Consider the following 17,715-nt stretch of genomic DNA (forward strand, 5'->3'; position numbering starts at 1 on the left):
AAAGAAGTTGTTTTGCTGCAAAACTCTTTCTTTGGAAGTAATTTAATCAGGCCTGCTCGGTGGAATTGACTCAATGAAGCTGAGGCGATGTGCCGCTTTAATCTATTTAGGCAAAAATCCGCTGTTTGTGAGCATATGGGTTTGAAATGCCATCGGCCCAAAGATACAGAAGGTGTAGGACCTGGTTGTAAAGGCCATTTCTACTGATAGGTATATTGGTCTTTTAAATGCGTTAGTAAAGACTATAGAGAGTTCATGTTTAGACCGCATTTAGATCGTACGTATAGTGAATCAGGAACCAAAACAGATCGCCCGTCAGTCGGGGCTCCGCTATGTGACGGACCAGCAGCCCGGCCTGACCCGGAAGAAGTCAGGCCGAGGGTTTAGCTACTTCGACGTGAATGGGGAACTGATTCGCGATCGCAGCGAGCGCGATCGCATCCAGAAAATCGTCATTCCCCCCGCCTGGGAAGATGTGTGGATTTGTCCCTTTGAGGATGGCCATCTCCAGGCCACCGGTCGCGATGCCAAGGGCCGCAAGCAGTACCGCTACCACACCGATTGGCAGCGGATTCGCAACCTGGCCAAGTTCGATCGCATGATTCCCTTTGGAGAGGCGCTGAGCGATATTCGTCAGCAGACCAACAAACACCTGAAGCTGGAAGGCCTACCGCGCGAAAAAGTGCTCGCCCTAGTCGTTCGCCTGCTGGAAACGACGCTGATTCGGGTCGGCAATGTGGCCTACGCCCGCTCTAACCAGTCCTACGGGCTCACCACGTTGCGCACTCGCCATGTCACCATTGAGGGCCATCAGGTCAACTTTGAGTTTACGGGCAAGAGCGGGGTTGAACACAGCATCGAGCTGGCCGACAGGCGACTCACTAAAATCATCAAACAGTGTTACGAAATACCGGGCTACACCGTCTTTCAATACTTCGACGACGACGGCAACAAGCAGCAGGTCGATTCTGGAGATGTCAACGACTACCTGCAGCACATCACCGGCGAAGACTTTACGGCGAAGGAATTTCGCACCTGGGCGGGGACAACCCTAGCAGCGCAGGAGCTGACCGCCATGGCCCTACGGCAGGCGGAAGCCCCGGACAGCAAGCAGGTCACCGCAGCGATCAAAGCCGTGGCCAAGCAGCTGGGGAACCGCCCCGCCACCTGCCGTAAATACTACGTCCATCCCAGGGTGCCTGAAATCTATTTGGCGGGTGAGTTAGTTCCCCTAATGCAGGCCACCTGCGAAACGATTAAACATTTAGACCCCCACGAATGCGCCGTTTTGAAACTGCTGACCTCGTAGGATATTTTCTAGGCAGAGGGCTTTGCTTCAATCTCTCGACCCAGGCAGCCTTTTAGCCTTTGGGGCAACGGCTATACCACCGCTGACGGCCCAGATCGTTTACATTTGCCATAGCAAAACTGATGATGGGCTCAGGCTGGCTCTGCGCCAGGGCCATTTGCTCTCTTTCTCTACAGCTATGACTTCCCCCAACCGGATTTTGGTGCTCTTTGCCCACCCTGCCCTCCACAAATCGCGCATTAACCGTCAGCTGGTGAGCGCGATCGCCGATCTAGAGGGGGTCACCATCAACGACCTCTACGAGGAGTACCCCGACTTTCACATTGACGTCAAGCGCGAGCAGCAGCTGCTAGTCGACCACGATATTGTGGTGTGGCAGCACCCCTTCTACTGGTACAGCAGCCCCGCCCTGCTCAAAGAGTGGCAAGATCTGGTGCTGGAATACGGCTTTGCCTACGGCCACCAGGGCACCGCCCTGCACGGCAAAAAATGCCTCTCCGCGATCTCTACGGGCGGCACTCCCGACGCCTACCGGCGCGAGGGCTACAACTACTACACCATCACCGAGCTGCTGGCCCCCTTTGCCCAGACCGCGCGGCTGTGCGGCATGGTCTATCTGCCGCCGTTCGTGGTCCACGGCACCCACCAGCTGAGCGATGGCCCAGAAATTGGCGATCGCGCCCAGGACTACCGCACCCTGCTTCAGGCTCTGCGAGATGACCAGATCAACTGGGCGGCGCTGGCCGACCGGACCCAGATCAATCAAGACTTGAGCCAGATTCTGCTGACCCCCGAGGTGGCCCCCCATGCATAGCGACAGCTTTTTCTATCAGGCCTTTATTTATCTGATGGCGGCGGTGCTGTCGGTGCCTGTGGCCAAGCGGCTGGGGCTGGGCTCGGTGCTGGGCTACCTGATCGCCGGGGTGCTGATCGGCCCCTTTGTGCTGGGGCTGGTGGGCCAGTCGGAAGACATTCTGCACTTCGCCGAATTTGGCGTGGTGATGATGCTGTTTTTGATCGGCCTGGAGCTGCGCCCCTCGCTGCTGTGGCAGCTGCGGGGGCCAATTTTGGGGCTGGGGGGGTTGCAGGTGGCGGTGACCACCGGGGCGATCGCGATCGTATCGGTGCTGGCGGGTCTGCCCTGGACCATGGCCCTGGCCATCGGCATGATTTTGGCCCTGTCTTCGACGGCGATCGTGCTGCAAACCCTGAACGAAAAGGGCCTGATGAAAACCGAGGCGGGGCAGGCTTCCTTTTCGGTACTGCTGTTTCAAGATATTGCCGTAATTCCCATGCTGGCTCTGCTGCCGCTGCTGGAGATGGGCCATACTGCTGCGGCGAATAGCGTGGTGCTGGTGGCCACCGCCGAAGCGGGCAGTGGCAGGCCCGGCTGGCAGCAAACCCTGCTGGTGATGGGGGCGGTGGGGGGCATCATTGTGGCCGGGCGGTTTTTGATGCAGCCGGTGTTTCGCTTCATTGCCGATACCCGCCTGCGGGAGATGTTTACGGCCACGGCCCTGCTGCTGGTGGTAGGCATTACCCTGATCATGGAGCTGGTGGGGCTGTCGCCCGCCCTGGGCACCTTTGTCGCCGGGGTGGTGCTGGCCGACAACGAGTATCGCCACGAGCTAGAAACCGACATCGAACCCTTCAAGGGCCTGCTGCTGGGCCTGTTTTTTATCTCCGTGGGGGCCAGCATTGACTTCAACGTGCTGGCCCGCCAGCCGCTGCTGATTTTTGGCCTGGTTTTGGGACTCATGCTGATCAAAGGGCTGGTGCTGTTTGGCCTGGGTCGGTTTTTCAAGCAGTCGCTTAGCCAGAATCTTTTGTTTGCCATGGCCCTGGCCCAGGGGGGCGAGTTTTGCTTTGTGCTGTTTTCCTTTGCCCAGCAGAGCCGGGTGCTGCCGCCAGACATCACTGCGCCCTTGGTGGTGGTGGTGGCTCTGTCGATGGCGCTCACGCCTCTGGTGATGATGGCCAATGAGCGGCTGGTGCAGCCCCGATTTGCGGAGCGGGGCGATGACCGGGAACCCGACACCATCAACGATGGCGAAACTCCGGTGATTATCGCGGGCTTTGGCCGATTTGGCCAGATTGTCGGGCGGCTGCTGATTGCCAACGGCGTTCGGGCCACGGTGCTCGACCACGATCCGGCCACCATTGACCTGCTGCGCCAGTTTGGCCACAAGGTGTTTTACGGCGACTCGTCGCGGATTGAGCTGCTCCACGCGGCGGGGGCCGCCGAGGCCAAACTGTTTGTGATGGCGATCGACGACGCGGAGCGATCGCTGCAAACCATCGACCTGGTGCAAAAGCATTTCCCCCACCTGAAGATTTTGGCGAGGGCAATTGACCGCCGCCACGCCTACGATCTGCTGCGCCGCAACGTGGTGGTGGTAGAGCGAGAAACCTTCGAGTCGGCTCTGAGTATGGGGGCTGAAGCGCTGAAGCTACTGGGCTTTCGCGCCTACCAGGCTCACCGGGCGGCCCGCATTTTTCGCCACCACGACATCAAGGCCATGCGCGAGATGGCCGAGATCGACGACATGTCGAAGCTGGTGGCTAGGTCGCAGCAGCTCTCCGCCGACCTGGAGGATGTGCTGCAATCCGACAGCTTCGATCTGCCCCAAGAGGTCGATCAGGCCTGGGATACCACGGCGCTGCGAAAGCAGGGAGCGTAATTTATGGGGATGTGGCCCTGAATTGAGGCTACGAGAAGTCAAGGCTTTCAGCAATCACAAAATGCTTATTTTAGTGCCATGCATCCATGGGCTTTAAAGTTTGGGTAGACTTCTGCCCAAAGTCAGTGGTGGTTGAGGAGTTTGACAATTTTTCCCATCAAGACCTCAGGCTCTATGGGTTTTGTAATGTGAGCCTGAAATCCTGCCTGAAGTGCTTTTTGTTGATCAAAGTCTCTTGCGTAAGCCGTGAGGGCGATCGCCGGAATCATGCCGCCTTGATGGTGAGGACGCGATCGAATCTGCTGGATCAGCATATAGCCATCCATTTCAGGCATGCCCACATCACTCACTAATACATCGGGAATGGATTGGTCAAGAGATTGCAGGGCTTCACAACCAGACGCAACGGCGGTTACTCTCGCTCCATTTTGCTCTAGCAAAAATGCCTGAAACTCACGGGCATCGGTCTCATCATCCACCAGCAAAATTTTCAGATTGCTTAAAGGAACCTCTGGGCAAAACTGCGGAGAGGTCGCTCTGGCTCATTTAGTTGCTCGTGGAGGTTGACGGGTATCTGCACAGTAAAGATTGCGCCTTGGTTCTCCCCCTTACTCTCTGCCCAAACGGTACCTCCGTGCATTTCCACAATTTGCTTCACGATCGCTAGCCCTAACCCCAGCCCGCCAAACTTGCGAGTCGTGGTGGCATCTGCCTGGCGAAAATACTCAAACACATAGGGTAAAAACGGCAAATCGATGCCTTTTCCAGTATCCGTTACGCGAATTTGAGCCAGGTGATTGAACTGCCGCAGTTCAATTGTTACTTGCCCGCCGTTTGGCGTGAACTTAACCGCATTGGTGAGTAAGTTCCAGACTACTTGTTGCAGTCGGGCGGCATCGCCAGTCACCGAAAAGTGCTCAGGCGTGAGGTTAAGCAAGACTTGAACATTTTTAACCTCTGCTGCCAGTCGCACCGTTTCAACGGCTGCCGTAACTACAAGCGCTAGGCTAACAGGAGCTACCGTTAAGCTCAACTTGCCCTGCATAATGCGGGAGATGTCCAGGAGATCTTCAATCAGCTGCGTTTGTAGTTTGGCATTGCGCTCGATTATGGTTAGGGCTTCCCGCTGACGAGCTACATCGAGTTTGCCTTTTTGCAATAGCTGGGTCCAACCAAGAATTGGGTTGAGGGGCGATCTAAGTTCATGGGAAAGGACTGCTAAAAATTCATCTTTGATCCGGTTTGCCTCCTCAGCCGTTTCCCGTGCGGCCTGTTCACGTTGCAGTAGCTGTTCACGTTCTGCCTCAGCCCGTTTTATGCCAGTTATGTTGAGAACAGTACCGATGAAGCGGATGGCATTTCCGGCTGGGTTAAAAAATGCTTTCCCCTTCGCCGCAATCCATCGCTCTACCCCATCTTCGAGGCCGATAGTGCGGTACTCAATATCGTAGTTACCCCCATGCTCGGGATTGAGCGCATGCTGCACCACTTGATCGGTGCGATCGCGGTCTTCTGGATGCAACCCTGCCAGGAAGATGTCGTAACTAATGTCTGATTCAGGCGACAGCCCAAACATAGCTTTGCATTGATCGTCCCATTTCAATAGGCCTGTGAGCGGGTTGAAGTCCCAAGTGCCTAATTTGGCAGATTCTAGTGCCAACCGTAGGCGGCTTTCGCTTTCTTGCAGAGCCGCTTCGGTTTGCTTGCGATCGCTGATATCAATAACTGAACCGACGAATCCCTGAAATTGCCCATCGCCTCCAAACCAGGGGCTTGCCGCGTCGATGGCCCAAATGTATTTATTGTCTTTGCCTCGCAAACGGTACTCTAATCGAAATGCTTGCTGCTGCTCATTGGCCTCTAGAAACCTCCGTTCGGCATCGGCGCGATCGTCAGGATGAGTCTGCTCTAGCCAACCAAATCCTAAACCTGTTGCTGGGGTTTGGCCGGTAAAGTCATACCAGCTTTGGCTGAGGTAGGTGCAGTAGCCGTCTGGATTCGTGATCCAAACCATGAAAGGCGCATGATTGGCCATCCTGCGGAACATCTCTTCGCTGTCTCGCAACAGGTCTTCCGCTTGCTTTTGCTGGGTCATATCTCGCGAAATCGCCACCAGCTGTACCACCTGTCCTGCTGAATCTCGAACGGGCGTAATGACGCTATCCCACCATCTTGGGGTGCCTTTGAAGGTGGGACAGCTGCCCTGAAATCGACTGGTGTTGCCTGCCTTGGCGGCAGCGATCGCGGTTCTCGACGCCTCCTGGGCTTCGCCTGTCCAAAAATTGATCCAACTGGTGTTGAGAACGGGGAGCGGATCGTCAATTTCTAATAGGCGACATCCTCCACTACTAATGTAGAGAATTTCACTCTCTAGATTTAAAACTTTGATGCAATCGCTGCTGCTCTCCAGAATGCGCTGCTTTAGCTCCTCACTTTCTCGCAAAGCAGATTCGGCTTGCTTTAAATCGGTGATGTCAATGGCGGTCCCGTAAATTGTGTGCTCGTCTAGCTGCGGTTTTGCCTTCCAAAGCAGCCAGCGATAGGAGCCATCTTTGTGCCGATACCGATTTTCAAAGGACAGGGTTTCACTACCCGAGAATAGACTGTCGGTTTCGGAGGTAGATGGGTTGATATCATCGGGGTGAACGAAGTCTGTCCAGGGGCGAGAGATCATTTCCTCTACCGTCCAGCCGAGCAATCGTTCGAACGATGGGCTGACCCACTGAAAGTAGCCGTCTGCTCCCGTGACCACCTGCAAATCTGAGGTAACGGCAAAAAACCGCTCCCGCTCCCGCTCAACCTGCTGTCGGTTGATCTCAGTCGCCACTCGGTCGGCGAAGACTGCCAGCAGAGATTCTGCTAAATTCACATGCTCAAGCGGCTTGCTATCCATAACCGCTAACAATCCGAGTACTGCGCCGCTGGAGTCAAAGAGGGGAATTGCCGCGTAGCTTTCAACGGCGAGGGGCTTGAGCAGGGGGGCATCGGGAAAGTGAGCCTGCACCTGGCGCGGGTAGCAGCAAACCTGTCGCTGATCAATTACGTCTCCGCAGGGGGTACCTGGCAGGGGATAGGTCAGGTGCTCAACGCGTTGACCGTGGGCATAAATGGCGATCGTGCGCAGCGTTTTAGGAGCATCGCCCTCAAGTAAGCCAATGTAGGCATAATCTACGTCTAGAGCCTGGGCGAAATGTCGAACCAATGCATCAAAAAAGGCGTCACCCGCCACGGTGGCTGTGCCTTGAACAATCGATCGCAGCGCGGCATCGACCTGGGCAACCCGAGTAGCTGCTGATCTCAGCTCCAGCTCATCGACCACCATAGCGGCTAAATCAACCAGGGTGGCCTGCTGCTCTGGGGTTAATGGATCGCGAGGCTGACTGTCGAGCAGGCATAACGTGCCTAAATTAAAGCCATCCTGGGTGAGCAAAGGCGCACCTGCATAGAACCGCACACCTGGTTCCATCTGCACAAAGGGATTGCAGGCAAAGCGATCGTCGCGGCGGGCATCGGGAATAATCAGCGGCTTGTTGGTCAGTACGGCAAAACTGCACAGTGTGTCGTTACGCGGCACTTCACTGGCGCCAAAGCCAACGCAAGATTTAAACCAGGCTCTCGATTCATCGACCAGCGAAATGAGGGCGGTGGGGATATCAAACAACCGCGCAGCCAGTTGGGTAATGCGATCGAACGCGGCTTCAGAGGGCGTATCGAGGATATTGTAGCGACGCAGCGCTGCCAATCGTTCGGCTTCGTTTTCGGGGGTAAGGGCCGTGAATTGCTGTTGCGGCAATGCGTCAGACATACCTAGCCAGATCGTGGGTTAAGAGCAAAATTGCAGGGAGCCGTAACCAGGGGTGCGGGTTTAAGCCCGTATGTCTAAATTAGCTTAGCTAATTGGCAATAACCTAGTAGATAGTGTTCATAGATGTTCGTCAAGGCTGATGCCGTTTTTGTTTGAGCACATCCTCAAAAGGGACTTGCAGCTAAAGGTTGACTCTATGCCGAGAATCTAAGCCATTGAGTCAACTAGCTATTGAGCGGTGACAAGAACCTGTGCAGCCGCCACCACGGCCTATGCATGGCTGACAAGAGCGATCGCAGCGGTCGATATAGGCTTGTGAGCGGTAACGAGGGCGATCGTCCTCGATGACGGCATGGCTTGAGGCCGAGATGCTGCGCAGGCTAAGCCCTTAATCGGTCATCAGCTTGGCGTCGCTGACGTAGCCCGCCGCGTCGAGCTTAATTACCAGCCATTCGGAGTCAATGCTGATGAACTTGCGCTCTGGCCCCAGCAGGTAGACCAGGTCGTAGTCTGGAAAGCTCTTTTCCGGCTCGGGCGCACCCAATAGCTCAAGGACGCCAGCCCGAGACCGGCCCAGGAGCAGATACTTCGCCAGCAGCTTATCTACCATGCAGAGACGAACATACTGAGGGCCGGAGCTGAGCGCTGGGTCGTTCCACTGGGTGGGGTTGAACTGGGTATAGCCCCGGCAGTGCTGCCACTGCTTGAAGTTTGTTTGGGCCAGCAGCCCGCCAACCACCACAAACGGAAAGCTGACCACCAGCACGCTCCCAATAATGAGGGCGATCAGCAGGCGGCGGCGGTGTTTGGGTTTTGGGTTCTGGGCAGGCAGCATCGCAAACTGAGGCAGCGGGTCTATCGAAACATACTACCCATGGCCAGCCCAAAATCACCGGGCGGGGGCGCGATCGGAACAGGGCGATCGCGCCCTTCTATATATAGCGCCGCACCATTCGCTCTAGCTGCTGAACCAGCTGCTGAAGTCGCTGGTTTTCGGAGCGCAGGGCTTTGTTCTCGGCCCGGAGGCGTTGGTTTTCCTGGCGCAGGGTCTGGGGATCTGGGGGTAGCCGTTCTGGCTGTGAAGCGTACATGGTGGGATGTTGTGACGGAGACCAGGCCACTTCCTGGAGCAGATTCCCCGGCTTTGGCTCCGTGGCTTGGCTATCAATGGCTAAAGAAGCCAGTTTTAGGCCAATCTGAGAGATGATCTATGCCCAGGGATAGTGGCGCTATAGATCTATTGTGGCTCTTTCAAAAGTCAAGCCAGGAAACTTTAATATTGTGGTCTGCTCGTGTCTTGCGCAGAGGCCAGAAAACCCCGGCCAGCCGCAGGCACCTGCACGGTAGGAAAGCCCTTGAACCATGGGTATTGCCCTCCATAAGCTCGGCGGGCTAGTTCAATTATGCAGTTAAATGGGGGATGGTTCTGGATGCCGCCCTGGCCCAGATGCTGTTCATCTTCTGCGAGGCCCTGTGTCAGACGCGAAACCCTCCCGCTCGCTCGCCAATATTGCGGGCATTGTGGCTATCGCCACCATCCTCAGTAAGTTTGTCGGGCTGTTTCGTCAGCAGGCGATCGGGGCGGCCTTTGCGGTGGGGCCGGTGGCCGATGCCTACAGCTTTGCTTACATCATTCCCGGCTTTTTGCTGATTTTGCTGGGGGGCATCAACGGGCCGTTTCACAGCGCGATCGTCAGCGTGGTGGCCCGGCAGGATCGCAAAGACACCGCGTCGCTGATCGAGGCGATCAATACCCTGGTGGGGCTGATGCTGCTGGGGGTGTCGGTGCTGCTGTTTGGGCTGGCCGGGCCAATTATCGATACCATTGCTCCCGGTCTTGCCCTGGCTGACACAGCGGCGCGGGATATCGCCGTCTTGCAGCTGCGGATTATGTCGCCCATGGCCATGCTGGCGGGGCTGATTGGCATTGGCTTTGGGGCGCTGAATGCGGACAGCCAGTTTTGGCTGCCGTCGATTAGCCCGATTTTCTCTAGCGGGGCGGTGCTGGTGGGGTTGGGGCTGCTCTACGGCGCGATCGGCGGCGATATCGCCAGTCCTGAATTCTTTATGGTGGGCGGGGCGGTGCTGGCGGCGAGCACCCTCAGCGGGGCGGTATTGCAGTGGCTGGCCCAGCTGCCTGCGCTGTGGAAGTCGGGGCTGGGAGGGCTGCGGCTGCGGTTTGACTGGTCGCTTCCCGGCGTTCGGGATGTGTTTCGGGTGCTGGTGCCCGCCACCCTGTCGTCGGGGATGCTGCAAATTAATTTGTTTACCGACCTGTTTTTTGCCTCGTTTCTTCCGGGGACGGCGGCGGCGCTGAGCTACGCCAACCTGCTGGTGCAGACGCCGCTGGGGATTATCTCCAACGTGATTTTGGTGCCGTTTTTGCCGATGTTTGCCCGGCTGGCCGCGCCCGAAAACTGGCCCGAACTCAAGACCCGCATTCGCCAGAGCCTGCTGTTTACGGCTCTGACTATGCTGCCGTTGGGGGCGCTGTTTGTGGTGCTGGCCCGACCCATTGTGCGGGTAATCTACGAGCGCGGTGCCTTTGATGCGGCGGCCTCGACCCTGGTGACTTCGCTACTGGTGGTCTACGGCGTTGGCATGTTTGTGTACCTGGCCCGCGACGTGCTGGTGCGGGTGTTTTACGCCCTGGGCGACGGGCAAACCCCCTTTCGCATTAGCCTGATCAACATTGTGCTGAACGGGGTGCTGGACTTTTTCTTCATTCGCTGGCTGGGGGCACCGGGTCTGGTGCTGGCCACGGTGGGGGTGAATGTGTTTTCGACCCTGGCGCTGACGGTAATTTTGCACCGGCGGCTGCGGGGGCTGCCGCTGCGGGAGTGGGGCGGGGCGATCGCCCTCCTGACGCTGCTCAGCGCGATCGCAGGCACCGCAGCCTGGGGCACGCTCCAGGGGCTCGAAACCTGGCTCGGCACCGAGGGCCTCGGCGCGCTGGCGCTCCAGCTGGTGATTCCGGGCGGGGTGGGGCTGGTGATCTTCATCGTTGGGGCATTCCTGCTGCCGATTCCAGAGGCGAAGCAGTTGGCAGCGCGGCTTGGGGAGCGGGTGAGGCGGTAGGGGTAAGGGGGTGGATGGGTAAGGGGGTGGATGAGGAGATGGGGGAGATGGGGGAGGTGGGGACGGTGGAGGGCTGTCGCATAATGGTAGTGAGCGTGCAGCGGCAGGATGCAGACCATGGCAGACCCGATTACCCTTGACGATATTTACGCCCTATTTCAAACCTCTCAGGCTGAGGCCGATCGCCGCTTTGCCGAAGCCGATCGCCTTGCCGCTGAATCCAAGGCCGAGGCCGATCGCCGTGCGGCTGAATTTGACCGCAAAATGGCTGAATCTAAAGCTGAAGATGATCGCCGCGCTGCCGAAGCAGCCCGATCAATGGCAGAACTCAAACGTCTTGTCGATAACACTACTCGTGCAGTGGATGGACTCACGACTCGCTGGGGTCAGTTTGTCGAAAACCTAGTGGAGCCTTCAGTGCTGCGGCTGTTTCAAGCGCGGGGCATTGACGTGCAGGAAGTCAGTCGCCGTATGCGATCGCAACGCCCAGGGGCCGAGATGGAAATCGACATCTTTGCGGTAGATGGAGATGTTGCTGTCGCCGTTGAGGTCAAATCACGGCTCTCTCTTCAGGATGTTGAGTACTTCTTGGGCTGCCTGGGGCGGTTTAAGCAGTCTTTCCCTCACTACGGGGATTATCAAATTTACGGTGCCGTGGCGGGCATTGAAATTGATGAAGGGGTAGACCGCTATGCCTACCAGCGGGGCCTGTTTGTGATTAAACAAACGGGGGATACGGTGACGATTGCCAATGACAGTAACTTTCAGCCGATGGCCTGGTGAAGGAATGAGGAAGATGGGGCGATGAGGTAGTGGGGAAGAATTATGCCCTCACTCACCCACTCACCCTGCGGCTATGCTTGTAGGGCAATCCCTGAAGAAGTCCTATGGTAACGGCGACACCCGTAGATCGAGAGGCGGCGCTGAGCGAGATTCGCGCCGGGCTGCGGCGGGGGCAGCAGGCCCTGGCCGACTGGGAGGGCGGTCGGCTGGCGGTGTCGGCGGTGCCGGGGTCGGGCAAATCGACGGGCATGGCGGCGGCGGCGGCGATCGCGATCGCCCGGAACCAGCTGCACCTGAACCGGCAGCTGGTGCTGGTCACCTTTACGCGATCGGCGGCGGCCAACCTCAAGGCTAAGGTGCGGGGGCACCTGAAAACACTGGGCCTGCCCCAGACCAGCTTTACCGTCTCCACCCTGCACGGGCTGGCCCTCACCATTGCCACCCGCAACCCCGAACTCTCGAACCTGAACCTGGAGACCCTGACCCTGGTGTCTCCGGCGCAAAATAACCGCATTCTGCGCACCTGCGTGGAGCAGTGGATAGTCGCTAACCCCGATCGCTACTCCCAACTCATTGAAGGGCGACAGTTCGACGGCGAAGAGACCGAGCAGCTGAGGCGGCAGTCGGTGCTGCGAACCGAGGTGCTGCCCAGCCTCGCCCATACGGTGATTCGCGAGGCCAAAAGCTCGGGGCTGATGCCCGCCGACCTGGTTATGCTGGCGGAAAACGTCAACCACGCCCTGCCCGGCGATGTTGAAGACTACGATGTGCTGACCATCGCGGCGGGTCTGTACGATCGCTACCAGGCCGTCCTCTCCCAGCGCGGCTGGATCGACTACGACGACATGATTTTGGGTGCTCTGCGCACCCTGGAAGATGCCGACAGTCGCCGCTTCTGGCAGGGGCGCACCTTCGCGGTGTTTGAAGACGAAGCGCAGGATTCGTCGCCGCTGCAGACCCGCCTGCTGACGCTGCTGGCGGCCAACCCCGACGACCCCGAGGGCGAGCCCAACCTGGTGCGGGTGGGCGACCCCAACCAGGCGATCAACTCCACCTTCACCCCGGCAGACCCGGTATTTTTCAACCAGTTTTGCGATCGCTGCCGCCAGATCGATCGCCTGGTGACGATGGATCAAGCCGGGCGCAGCAGCGGCCTGATTATGGCCGCCGCCAACCACCTGTTGACCTGGGTGAATCAGGCGCGTGTGGCGGGGCCAGAGACTCCCTTTCGCGACCAGGCGATCGCCCCCGTAGATGCAGGTGATCCCCAGCCGGGGGCAAATCCTCAGCCCCTGGGCGCTGGCGTAGAAATTCTCTCGCCGCCCACCACGCTAGACTCGGTGAAGCTGATGGCCCAGCGGGTGAGCGAGCTCTATGCCGAGAACCCCGAGACCAGCTTTGCGATCCTGGTGCGGGAGGGTCGCCAGGGACAGTTTGTGGGCGGGCTGCTGCGCGATCCTGAGCAGGTGGGCGTAGACCTGCCCGCCCTGGGATTGAGGATCTACGATGTGGGTGAACAAGATCGACAGACTAGGGTACCAGAGGACATGCTGGCTCTGCTGCAATTCATGGAGCGGCCCCACTCCGCCGATCGGCTGAAGGGGGCGTTGCGGGTGCTGGTCGATCGCAAGCGCATTCCCACCCAGGATCTCAACGCTCTGGCCCAGGCCCCGGAACAGTTTCTCTACCCCGGCCCGCTGGATGCCCCGCCGGACACCGAGGCCGCCCGGACGGCGCGGCGCTACTGCACGGGGCTGCTGCGATCGCGCCTCGAACTGCCGCCCTACAGTCTGTTCTCCTTCATTGGCCTGACCCTGGGCTACAACCAGAGCGAGCTGGCCACCGCCGACAAACTGGCCGCTCGCGTCAGCCAGCAAATTCGCACTGAAAACACGCTGGCAGCGGCGATCGATGTGCTCCAGGACATCGTCGGCTCCGAGCGCTTCACCGCCGTCGAAACCGAAGACACCGACTCCCTCTACACCCGCCCCGGCCAGCTCACCCTGATGACCATGCACAAAGCCAAGGGACTCGATTGGGATGCGGTGTTTCTGCCGTTCCTCCACGACAGAACAATCCCCGGCATCCTGTGGGTGCCGCCCCAGGGCGAATTTTTGGGCGACCTGACCCTGGCTGAGGTGGCCCGCGCCCAGATTCGCGCCTACGCCCACGGCCCTAGTGAACCAGGGCAAGGGGGCGAGATCCCCGACATTGTTAGCGCCTGGGAACAGGCCAAGCACCTCAAAGCCGCCGAAGAGTACCGCCTGCTCTACGTCGCCATGACCCGCGCCAAGCGCCTGCTGTGGATGTCTGCGGCCCAGCAGGCTCCCTTTACCTGGAGCAAACCCGAGACGGTGCAGGCGGCAAACCCCTGCCCGGTGCTGCCCGTCCTGCGGGAGTGGCTGCGGGGAGGGTCAGATGAGCGGGTATCCAGATGAGGGGATGGGGTGGAGGAGGCCGATCGCCAGCAGCCAAAATCCCCAATCTAAAATTCCTAATCGATGCGCTCAATTTGCCAAAGAATTTGGTTCCCTTCTCGCCGCACCCGTGACACCGACCAGTTTCGCCAGGCCCAAAATTCTCCTCGGCTGGTGACAGCACTGGCGTTCACATCCATTAAATCGGCCAGTTCTGAACTGGTGATTAAATAGCCCTGTTTGGCAATTTCGTCGGCAATTTGCAGGGTTTCGAGCACGTTGCGGAGGCTATCAACCCTGACCTCTCGGGGTAAAGAATCAAAGTTTTCGCTAATGGGAGAAGTTCCAGAGTCTGCCATGATGCATAATGCCCTCCAAAGCTAAAAATCAAGCTAAATTCTACCTTTAGACCCTGCATTTCAGGGCGATTAAGCTCATAAATTACCTATGTTTTGTATTGGGAATACTTATAGACAGTATTAGGATCCCTGTCAAACCGGGTGAGAGATCGTGCCTCTGCGGCGGGGAAATGGTTGACTAGCAGGCCTTACGAAGATCGTGCCCATCGCCTCGGGCTGACTTAGTGGAGCGGCGCCAGCGCTGCTGCTCCCCCTAAGGAACCCTAAATCTGTAGGACATTCTAAGCGCCATCTATAGGATTCCTGTAGGACTCGATCTGGAGCTAGCGCTCCAGCAGCCCCAGCACTGGGGGGGCCAGAGCATAGGGAGCATGGCCAGGATTCCGTCTCCGCATTGACGATCTCTGCTGTTCTAAGCGCATTTATGGGCGCATCAGCCAAGCTATATGTAGCCACTGATTGGCTGGGTTTGCAGTAACCCTGGGCACATGCATTAAATTACCTACAGGGAGAAAATTTTCGGGGTGCCTATCCCGAGACTGGTTTGCCGGGGCTTGCACCTCGGCCATTGAGCCTTTTCTCCCTGTTGTTCTGTCTCTCTGAGGTATCTCCATGGCCGACAAAAACACAATCAAGCAGCACATTGCCCTGACCAGCAAGATCAACTTCGACGGCGTTACCCCCGCCAAGAGTGAAGACCCCCGCAAAAAGCGGATTATGGAGCACGTGAAAAAAAGCCTCGGCTAGGGTTTAACCGCTACAGGTAGCCCATGGGGTTGACCGGGTTGCCGTTTTGACGCACCTCAAAGTGCAGGTGAGGGCCGGTAGAGAGCCCCGTAGAGCCAACAGCCCCAATTGCTTGACCCTGCTGTACTGCCTGCCCTTCCTGCACAAATATGCGACTGGTGTGGCCGTAGAGCGTGCTCAGGCCGCCGCCATGATCGATAATGATGGCCTGACCATAGCCCCCGTACCAGCCCGCAAAGATGACCCGACCGGAGTCGGCGGCGTGAATAGTGCTGCCGTAGCTGGCGGCAAAGTCTACCCCGGCATGGAAGCGGCTATGGCCCAAAATGGGGTGAACCCGGTTGCCAAAGCCGCTGGAAATGTTGGCGTTGGCGGGGTAGACAAACCGTCCGGTGCCGCGAATGACGCCAGTGCTAGCCGCAACTTTTTGGCGAATCAGGCTGGCAATTTGCTCCGAGTCGCGGGCGAGCTGATCTTCCGCCGCTTCCAGGGCACCGCGACGGTCTTTAAGGCGCGAAATCAGCTCCTTCTCTGAGCTGGCTTCGGCTTCGTACTGCTGCTTTTGAGATAAGAACTGCTGACGCAGGAGGGCAACCTGGTTGCGCTTATCTTCGACGGCGGCTTTTTGCTTTTCAATGGCGTCGGCTTTGGCCTTGAGATCGGCGAGCACCTTGCGATCGCTGGCGTAGACCCGCTTTAGCTGGTACTGGCGATCGAGAAACTCGTTGAAATTTTGGCTCTGTAGCAGTACGGCCCAGCCCTCGCTGCCCTGCTGCCGCTGCAAAAACTGAAGGCGGGCTACCGTGCCCGTGCGCACCTTTTCATAGTCGTCTTCGGCTTTTTTGAGCTGAGCCTCAAAGTTCTTTAGCTCTTTTTCGGCCTGGTCGAGGCGAAACTCGGTCTCGGCGATTTGGTTGGCGGTATAGACAATGTTGTTGTTGAGATTCTCTAGATTCGACTCTGAGGTGGCCTGGCGATTTTGCAGTTCGTTTTGCTGCTGCTGGAGCTGGTTGCGCTGCTGATCGATGGTTTTTTGCTTGTTTTGCAAATCTTGAATCGATTCGGCCACCAGCTCGGGGGGAGCGGCTTGGGCGCTAGATACAGCCGTTAGCCCCAGCCAGACCGCTATCCCTAGGGCGAGCACGAGGCTCAGGCCGCGAGCCCATACGGCGACCATGGGCCGCCCAGATGGCGCAGAGGAAAACCGATGAGTTTGCTGCATGAGCACAGGCAATACCTGAAATGGGAAGTTTGGAGCTTAACCTTTTAAGGTAAGGGCGGCGGCGGGACGGAGGGCTAAGCCGATCGCCACGACCCCAAAGGCAAAAATGGCGGCACCGGCCAGCCGATTTAACCACTTCAGTCGGTCTGGTGTCAGCCTTTGGCTAAAAACCGTTACACCCCAGCTGAGGCAGATCCACCACAGGGCCGACCCCAAAAACACCCCGAAAACGAGGACCAGCGCGGCCCCCCTCGACTGGCTGCTGCCCACCAGGCCCAGCCCCGCAAAAATTGCAATGAAGGAAAGAATAGTCGCAGGGTTGGTTAACGTCAACAGTAGGGTCGATGCATAGGCCCCCCACAGCCCTCGACTCGAAACCTGGGCGGCTTCGGTGGCCGGATTGGCCCGCACGGTTGAAACGCCTAAATAACAGAGGAATAGACCACCGATCAGCTGCATGGCCCTGGCGTGGCTGACCAGCAGATCGGCGATCGCCGTCAGCCCAAACCCGGCAATGCAGCCATACAGTCCGTCGGCGGTGGCCGCCCCCAGCCCCGTCACCAGCCCCATCAGCTGGCCCTGGGTGAGCGACCGGCGAATGCAGAGCAGACCAATCGGGCCGACCGGGGCCGCGATCGCCAGCCCCAGCCCAATTCCTTTCAGCAATGTCAAACCCTCCATAGCCCCTCCCCAGGACTCTCTACAAGGACTCGCTCAGGTGATCTAGCGATGGCACCTGGGTCTCTTTCACCGTTGAGAGCACAATCAGCGTGCGGGTTTTGACCACCCCCGCGATCGCCTTCAGCCGTTCGGTGATCAGCGCCTCCAGGGCGCGAGTGTGGCAACAGCGCACCTTGAGCAGGTAGTCGTCGTCGCCCGTAACGTGGTGGCACTCCAAAATTTCGGCACTGGCCTGCACCGCCGCCAAAAACCCCTCCCGATGGCGGGGCTGGTCGAGCGTTACCGAGATAAACGCCGTCAGATCTAGCCCCAGGGCTTCGGCGCTGAGCCGGGCGCTGTAACCGTTGATGATGCCGCGTTCTTCCAGTTTTTTGACGCGATCGGCTGCTGCCGGAGCCGACAGCCCCAGCTGTCCCGCCAGCTCAGCCCAGGTCATGCGCCCCCGCTGGCAGAGCAGCGACAACGTTTTTATATCAAGGTCATCAATCTCCATTGCCTTACTTTAGAATCTAATTTAGATAATTTACCTTGCAAACTAAACTCTTGAAAAGAACTTGCTAAGGTTTCCTGACCTAGCAGGGCTTTGGCGAGATAAAGTTGGTAGATACTCAGGGACGAGCAGGTTCTCAGCCC

The 17,715-nt window shown here is 58.1% G+C and carries 15 protein-coding genes; 7 read left to right on the forward strand and 8 right to left on the reverse strand.

Translation table 11 applies throughout. The features are described 5' to 3' along the window. The first annotated feature begins 286 nt into the window (after positions 1–286). From LEPTO7104_RS0114795 to kefC, 3 genes are all read left to right on the forward strand, one after another. Positions 287–1,309 (forward strand): DNA topoisomerase IB, encoded by a 1,023-nt coding sequence (locus LEPTO7104_RS0114795; protein WP_017299360.1) that lies wholly within the window; start codon positions 287–289, stop codon positions 1,307–1,309. Positions 1,310–1,487: 178 nt separating this feature from the next. Further along, positions 1,488–2,123, forward strand: a complete 636-nt coding sequence (gene kefF / locus LEPTO7104_RS0114800) for a glutathione-regulated potassium-efflux system oxidoreductase KefF (protein ID WP_017299361.1) — start codon at positions 1,488–1,490, stop codon at positions 2,121–2,123. After that, positions 2,116–3,990, forward strand: coding sequence for a glutathione-regulated potassium-efflux system protein KefC (kefC, locus tag LEPTO7104_RS0114805; RefSeq protein ID WP_017299362.1), 1,875 nt, complete (start codon positions 2,116–2,118; stop codon positions 3,988–3,990). Before kefF ends, kefC begins: the two co-directional genes overlap by 8 nt. Positions 3,991–4,112: 122 nt before the next feature. Here kefC and LEPTO7104_RS0114810 read toward each other — a convergent pair whose 3' ends face one another. The 4 genes from LEPTO7104_RS0114810 to LEPTO7104_RS40145 form a co-directional block, all read right to left on the reverse strand. Then, a complete protein-coding gene (locus tag LEPTO7104_RS0114810) occupies positions 4,113–4,469 on the reverse strand; it encodes a response regulator (protein ID WP_196358116.1) in 357 nt (118 codons plus the stop codon). Positions 4,470–4,489: 20 nt separating this feature from the next. Continuing rightward, the gene (locus LEPTO7104_RS33980; protein ID WP_040695460.1) at positions 4,490–7,795 is read right to left on the reverse strand and encodes a PAS domain S-box protein; all 3,306 of its coding nucleotides are present in this window, start codon (positions 7,793–7,795) and stop codon (positions 4,490–4,492) included. Between the two features lie 388 nt (positions 7,796–8,183). Next, a complete protein-coding gene (locus LEPTO7104_RS37005) occupies positions 8,184–8,630 on the reverse strand; it encodes a hypothetical protein (protein ID WP_017299363.1) in 447 nt (148 codons plus the stop codon). Positions 8,631–8,727: 97 nt separating this feature from the next. After that, on the reverse strand, positions 8,728–8,886 hold the full coding sequence (locus LEPTO7104_RS40145; protein ID WP_017299364.1) for a hypothetical protein: 159 nt from the start codon (positions 8,884–8,886) through the stop codon (positions 8,728–8,730). 382 nt (positions 8,887–9,268) lie between these two features. Here LEPTO7104_RS40145 and murJ point away from each other — a divergent pair, with 382 nt between their 5' ends. The 3 genes from murJ to LEPTO7104_RS0114840 all read left to right on the forward strand — a co-directional run bounded on the left by murJ (position 9,269) and on the right by LEPTO7104_RS0114840 (position 14,094). Continuing rightward, positions 9,269–10,873, forward strand: coding sequence for a murein biosynthesis integral membrane protein MurJ (gene murJ / locus LEPTO7104_RS0114830; protein WP_017299365.1), 1,605 nt, complete (start codon positions 9,269–9,271; stop codon positions 10,871–10,873). A 117-nt stretch (positions 10,874–10,990) separates the two neighbouring features. Further along, on the forward strand, positions 10,991–11,656 hold the full coding sequence (locus LEPTO7104_RS0114835; RefSeq protein WP_026072729.1) for a hypothetical protein: 666 nt from the start codon (positions 10,991–10,993) through the stop codon (positions 11,654–11,656). A 104-nt stretch (positions 11,657–11,760) separates the two neighbouring features. Next, complete coding sequence (locus LEPTO7104_RS0114840; RefSeq protein ID WP_017299367.1) at positions 11,761–14,094, forward strand: ATP-dependent helicase; 2,334 nt, start codon at positions 11,761–11,763, stop codon at positions 14,092–14,094. A gap of 56 nt (positions 14,095–14,150) precedes the next feature. Here the strand turns inward: LEPTO7104_RS0114840 and LEPTO7104_RS0114845 are convergent, their stop codons facing one another. Then, positions 14,151–14,432, reverse strand: coding sequence for a hypothetical protein (locus LEPTO7104_RS0114845; protein ID WP_017299368.1), 282 nt, complete (start codon positions 14,430–14,432; stop codon positions 14,151–14,153). A 612-nt stretch (positions 14,433–15,044) separates the two neighbouring features. On the opposite strand from LEPTO7104_RS0114845, the gene LEPTO7104_RS42370 reads away from it, so the two are divergent. Next, positions 15,045–15,179, forward strand: coding sequence for a hypothetical protein (locus LEPTO7104_RS42370; RefSeq protein WP_017299369.1), 135 nt, complete (start codon positions 15,045–15,047; stop codon positions 15,177–15,179). 10 nt (positions 15,180–15,189) lie between these two features. Here LEPTO7104_RS42370 and LEPTO7104_RS0114855 read toward each other — a convergent pair whose 3' ends face one another. The 3 genes from LEPTO7104_RS0114855 to LEPTO7104_RS0114865 form a co-directional block, all read right to left on the reverse strand. Continuing rightward, positions 15,190–16,356, reverse strand: a complete 1,167-nt coding sequence (locus LEPTO7104_RS0114855) for a murein hydrolase activator EnvC family protein (RefSeq protein WP_017299370.1) — start codon at positions 16,354–16,356, stop codon at positions 15,190–15,192. 81 nt (positions 16,357–16,437) lie between these two features. Then, positions 16,438–17,067, reverse strand: a complete 630-nt coding sequence (locus tag LEPTO7104_RS0114860; protein WP_017299371.1) for a LysE family transporter — start codon at positions 17,065–17,067, stop codon at positions 16,438–16,440. Between the two features lie 34 nt (positions 17,068–17,101). Continuing rightward, entirely contained in the window at positions 17,102–17,575 is a 474-nt protein-coding gene (locus LEPTO7104_RS0114865) for an Lrp/AsnC family transcriptional regulator (protein WP_017299372.1), read from the reverse strand. Between the last annotated feature and the right edge of the window lie 140 nt (positions 17,576–17,715).

This window comes from Nodosilinea nodulosa PCC 7104 (assembly GCF_000309385.1).
Lineage (GTDB): Bacteria > Cyanobacteriota > Cyanobacteriia > Phormidesmidales > Phormidesmidaceae > Nodosilinea > Nodosilinea nodulosa.

Bases quoted from the DNA above. Each gene is read 5' to 3' on its own strand.
- LEPTO7104_RS33980 (WP_040695460.1), bottom strand. From the start codon at position 7,795: ATGTCTGACGCATTGCCGCAACAGCAATTCACGGCCCTTACCCCCGAA.
- LEPTO7104_RS42370 (WP_017299369.1), top strand. From the start codon at position 15,045: ATGGCCGACAAAAACACAATCAAGCAGCACATTGCCCTGACCAGCAAG.
- LEPTO7104_RS0114835 (WP_026072729.1), top strand. From the start codon at position 10,991: ATGGCAGACCCGATTACCCTTGACGATATTTACGCCCTATTTCAAACC.
- kefF (WP_017299361.1), top strand. From the start codon at position 1,488: ATGACTTCCCCCAACCGGATTTTGGTGCTCTTTGCCCACCCTGCCCTC.
- LEPTO7104_RS0114845 (WP_017299368.1), bottom strand. From the start codon at position 14,432: ATGGCAGACTCTGGAACTTCTCCCATTAGCGAAAACTTTGATTCTTTA.
- LEPTO7104_RS40145 (WP_017299364.1), bottom strand. From the start codon at position 8,886: ATGTACGCTTCACAGCCAGAACGGCTACCCCCAGATCCCCAGACCCTG.
- LEPTO7104_RS0114855 (WP_017299370.1), bottom strand. From the start codon at position 16,356: ATGGTCGCCGTATGGGCTCGCGGCCTGAGCCTCGTGCTCGCCCTAGGG.
- kefC (WP_017299362.1), top strand. From the start codon at position 2,116: ATGCATAGCGACAGCTTTTTCTATCAGGCCTTTATTTATCTGATGGCG.
- LEPTO7104_RS37005 (WP_017299363.1), bottom strand. From the start codon at position 8,630: ATGCTGCCTGCCCAGAACCCAAAACCCAAACACCGCCGCCGCCTGCTG.
- LEPTO7104_RS0114865 (WP_017299372.1), bottom strand. From the start codon at position 17,575: ATGGAGATTGATGACCTTGATATAAAAACGTTGTCGCTGCTCTGCCAG.
- LEPTO7104_RS0114840 (WP_017299367.1), top strand. From the start codon at position 11,761: ATGGTAACGGCGACACCCGTAGATCGAGAGGCGGCGCTGAGCGAGATT.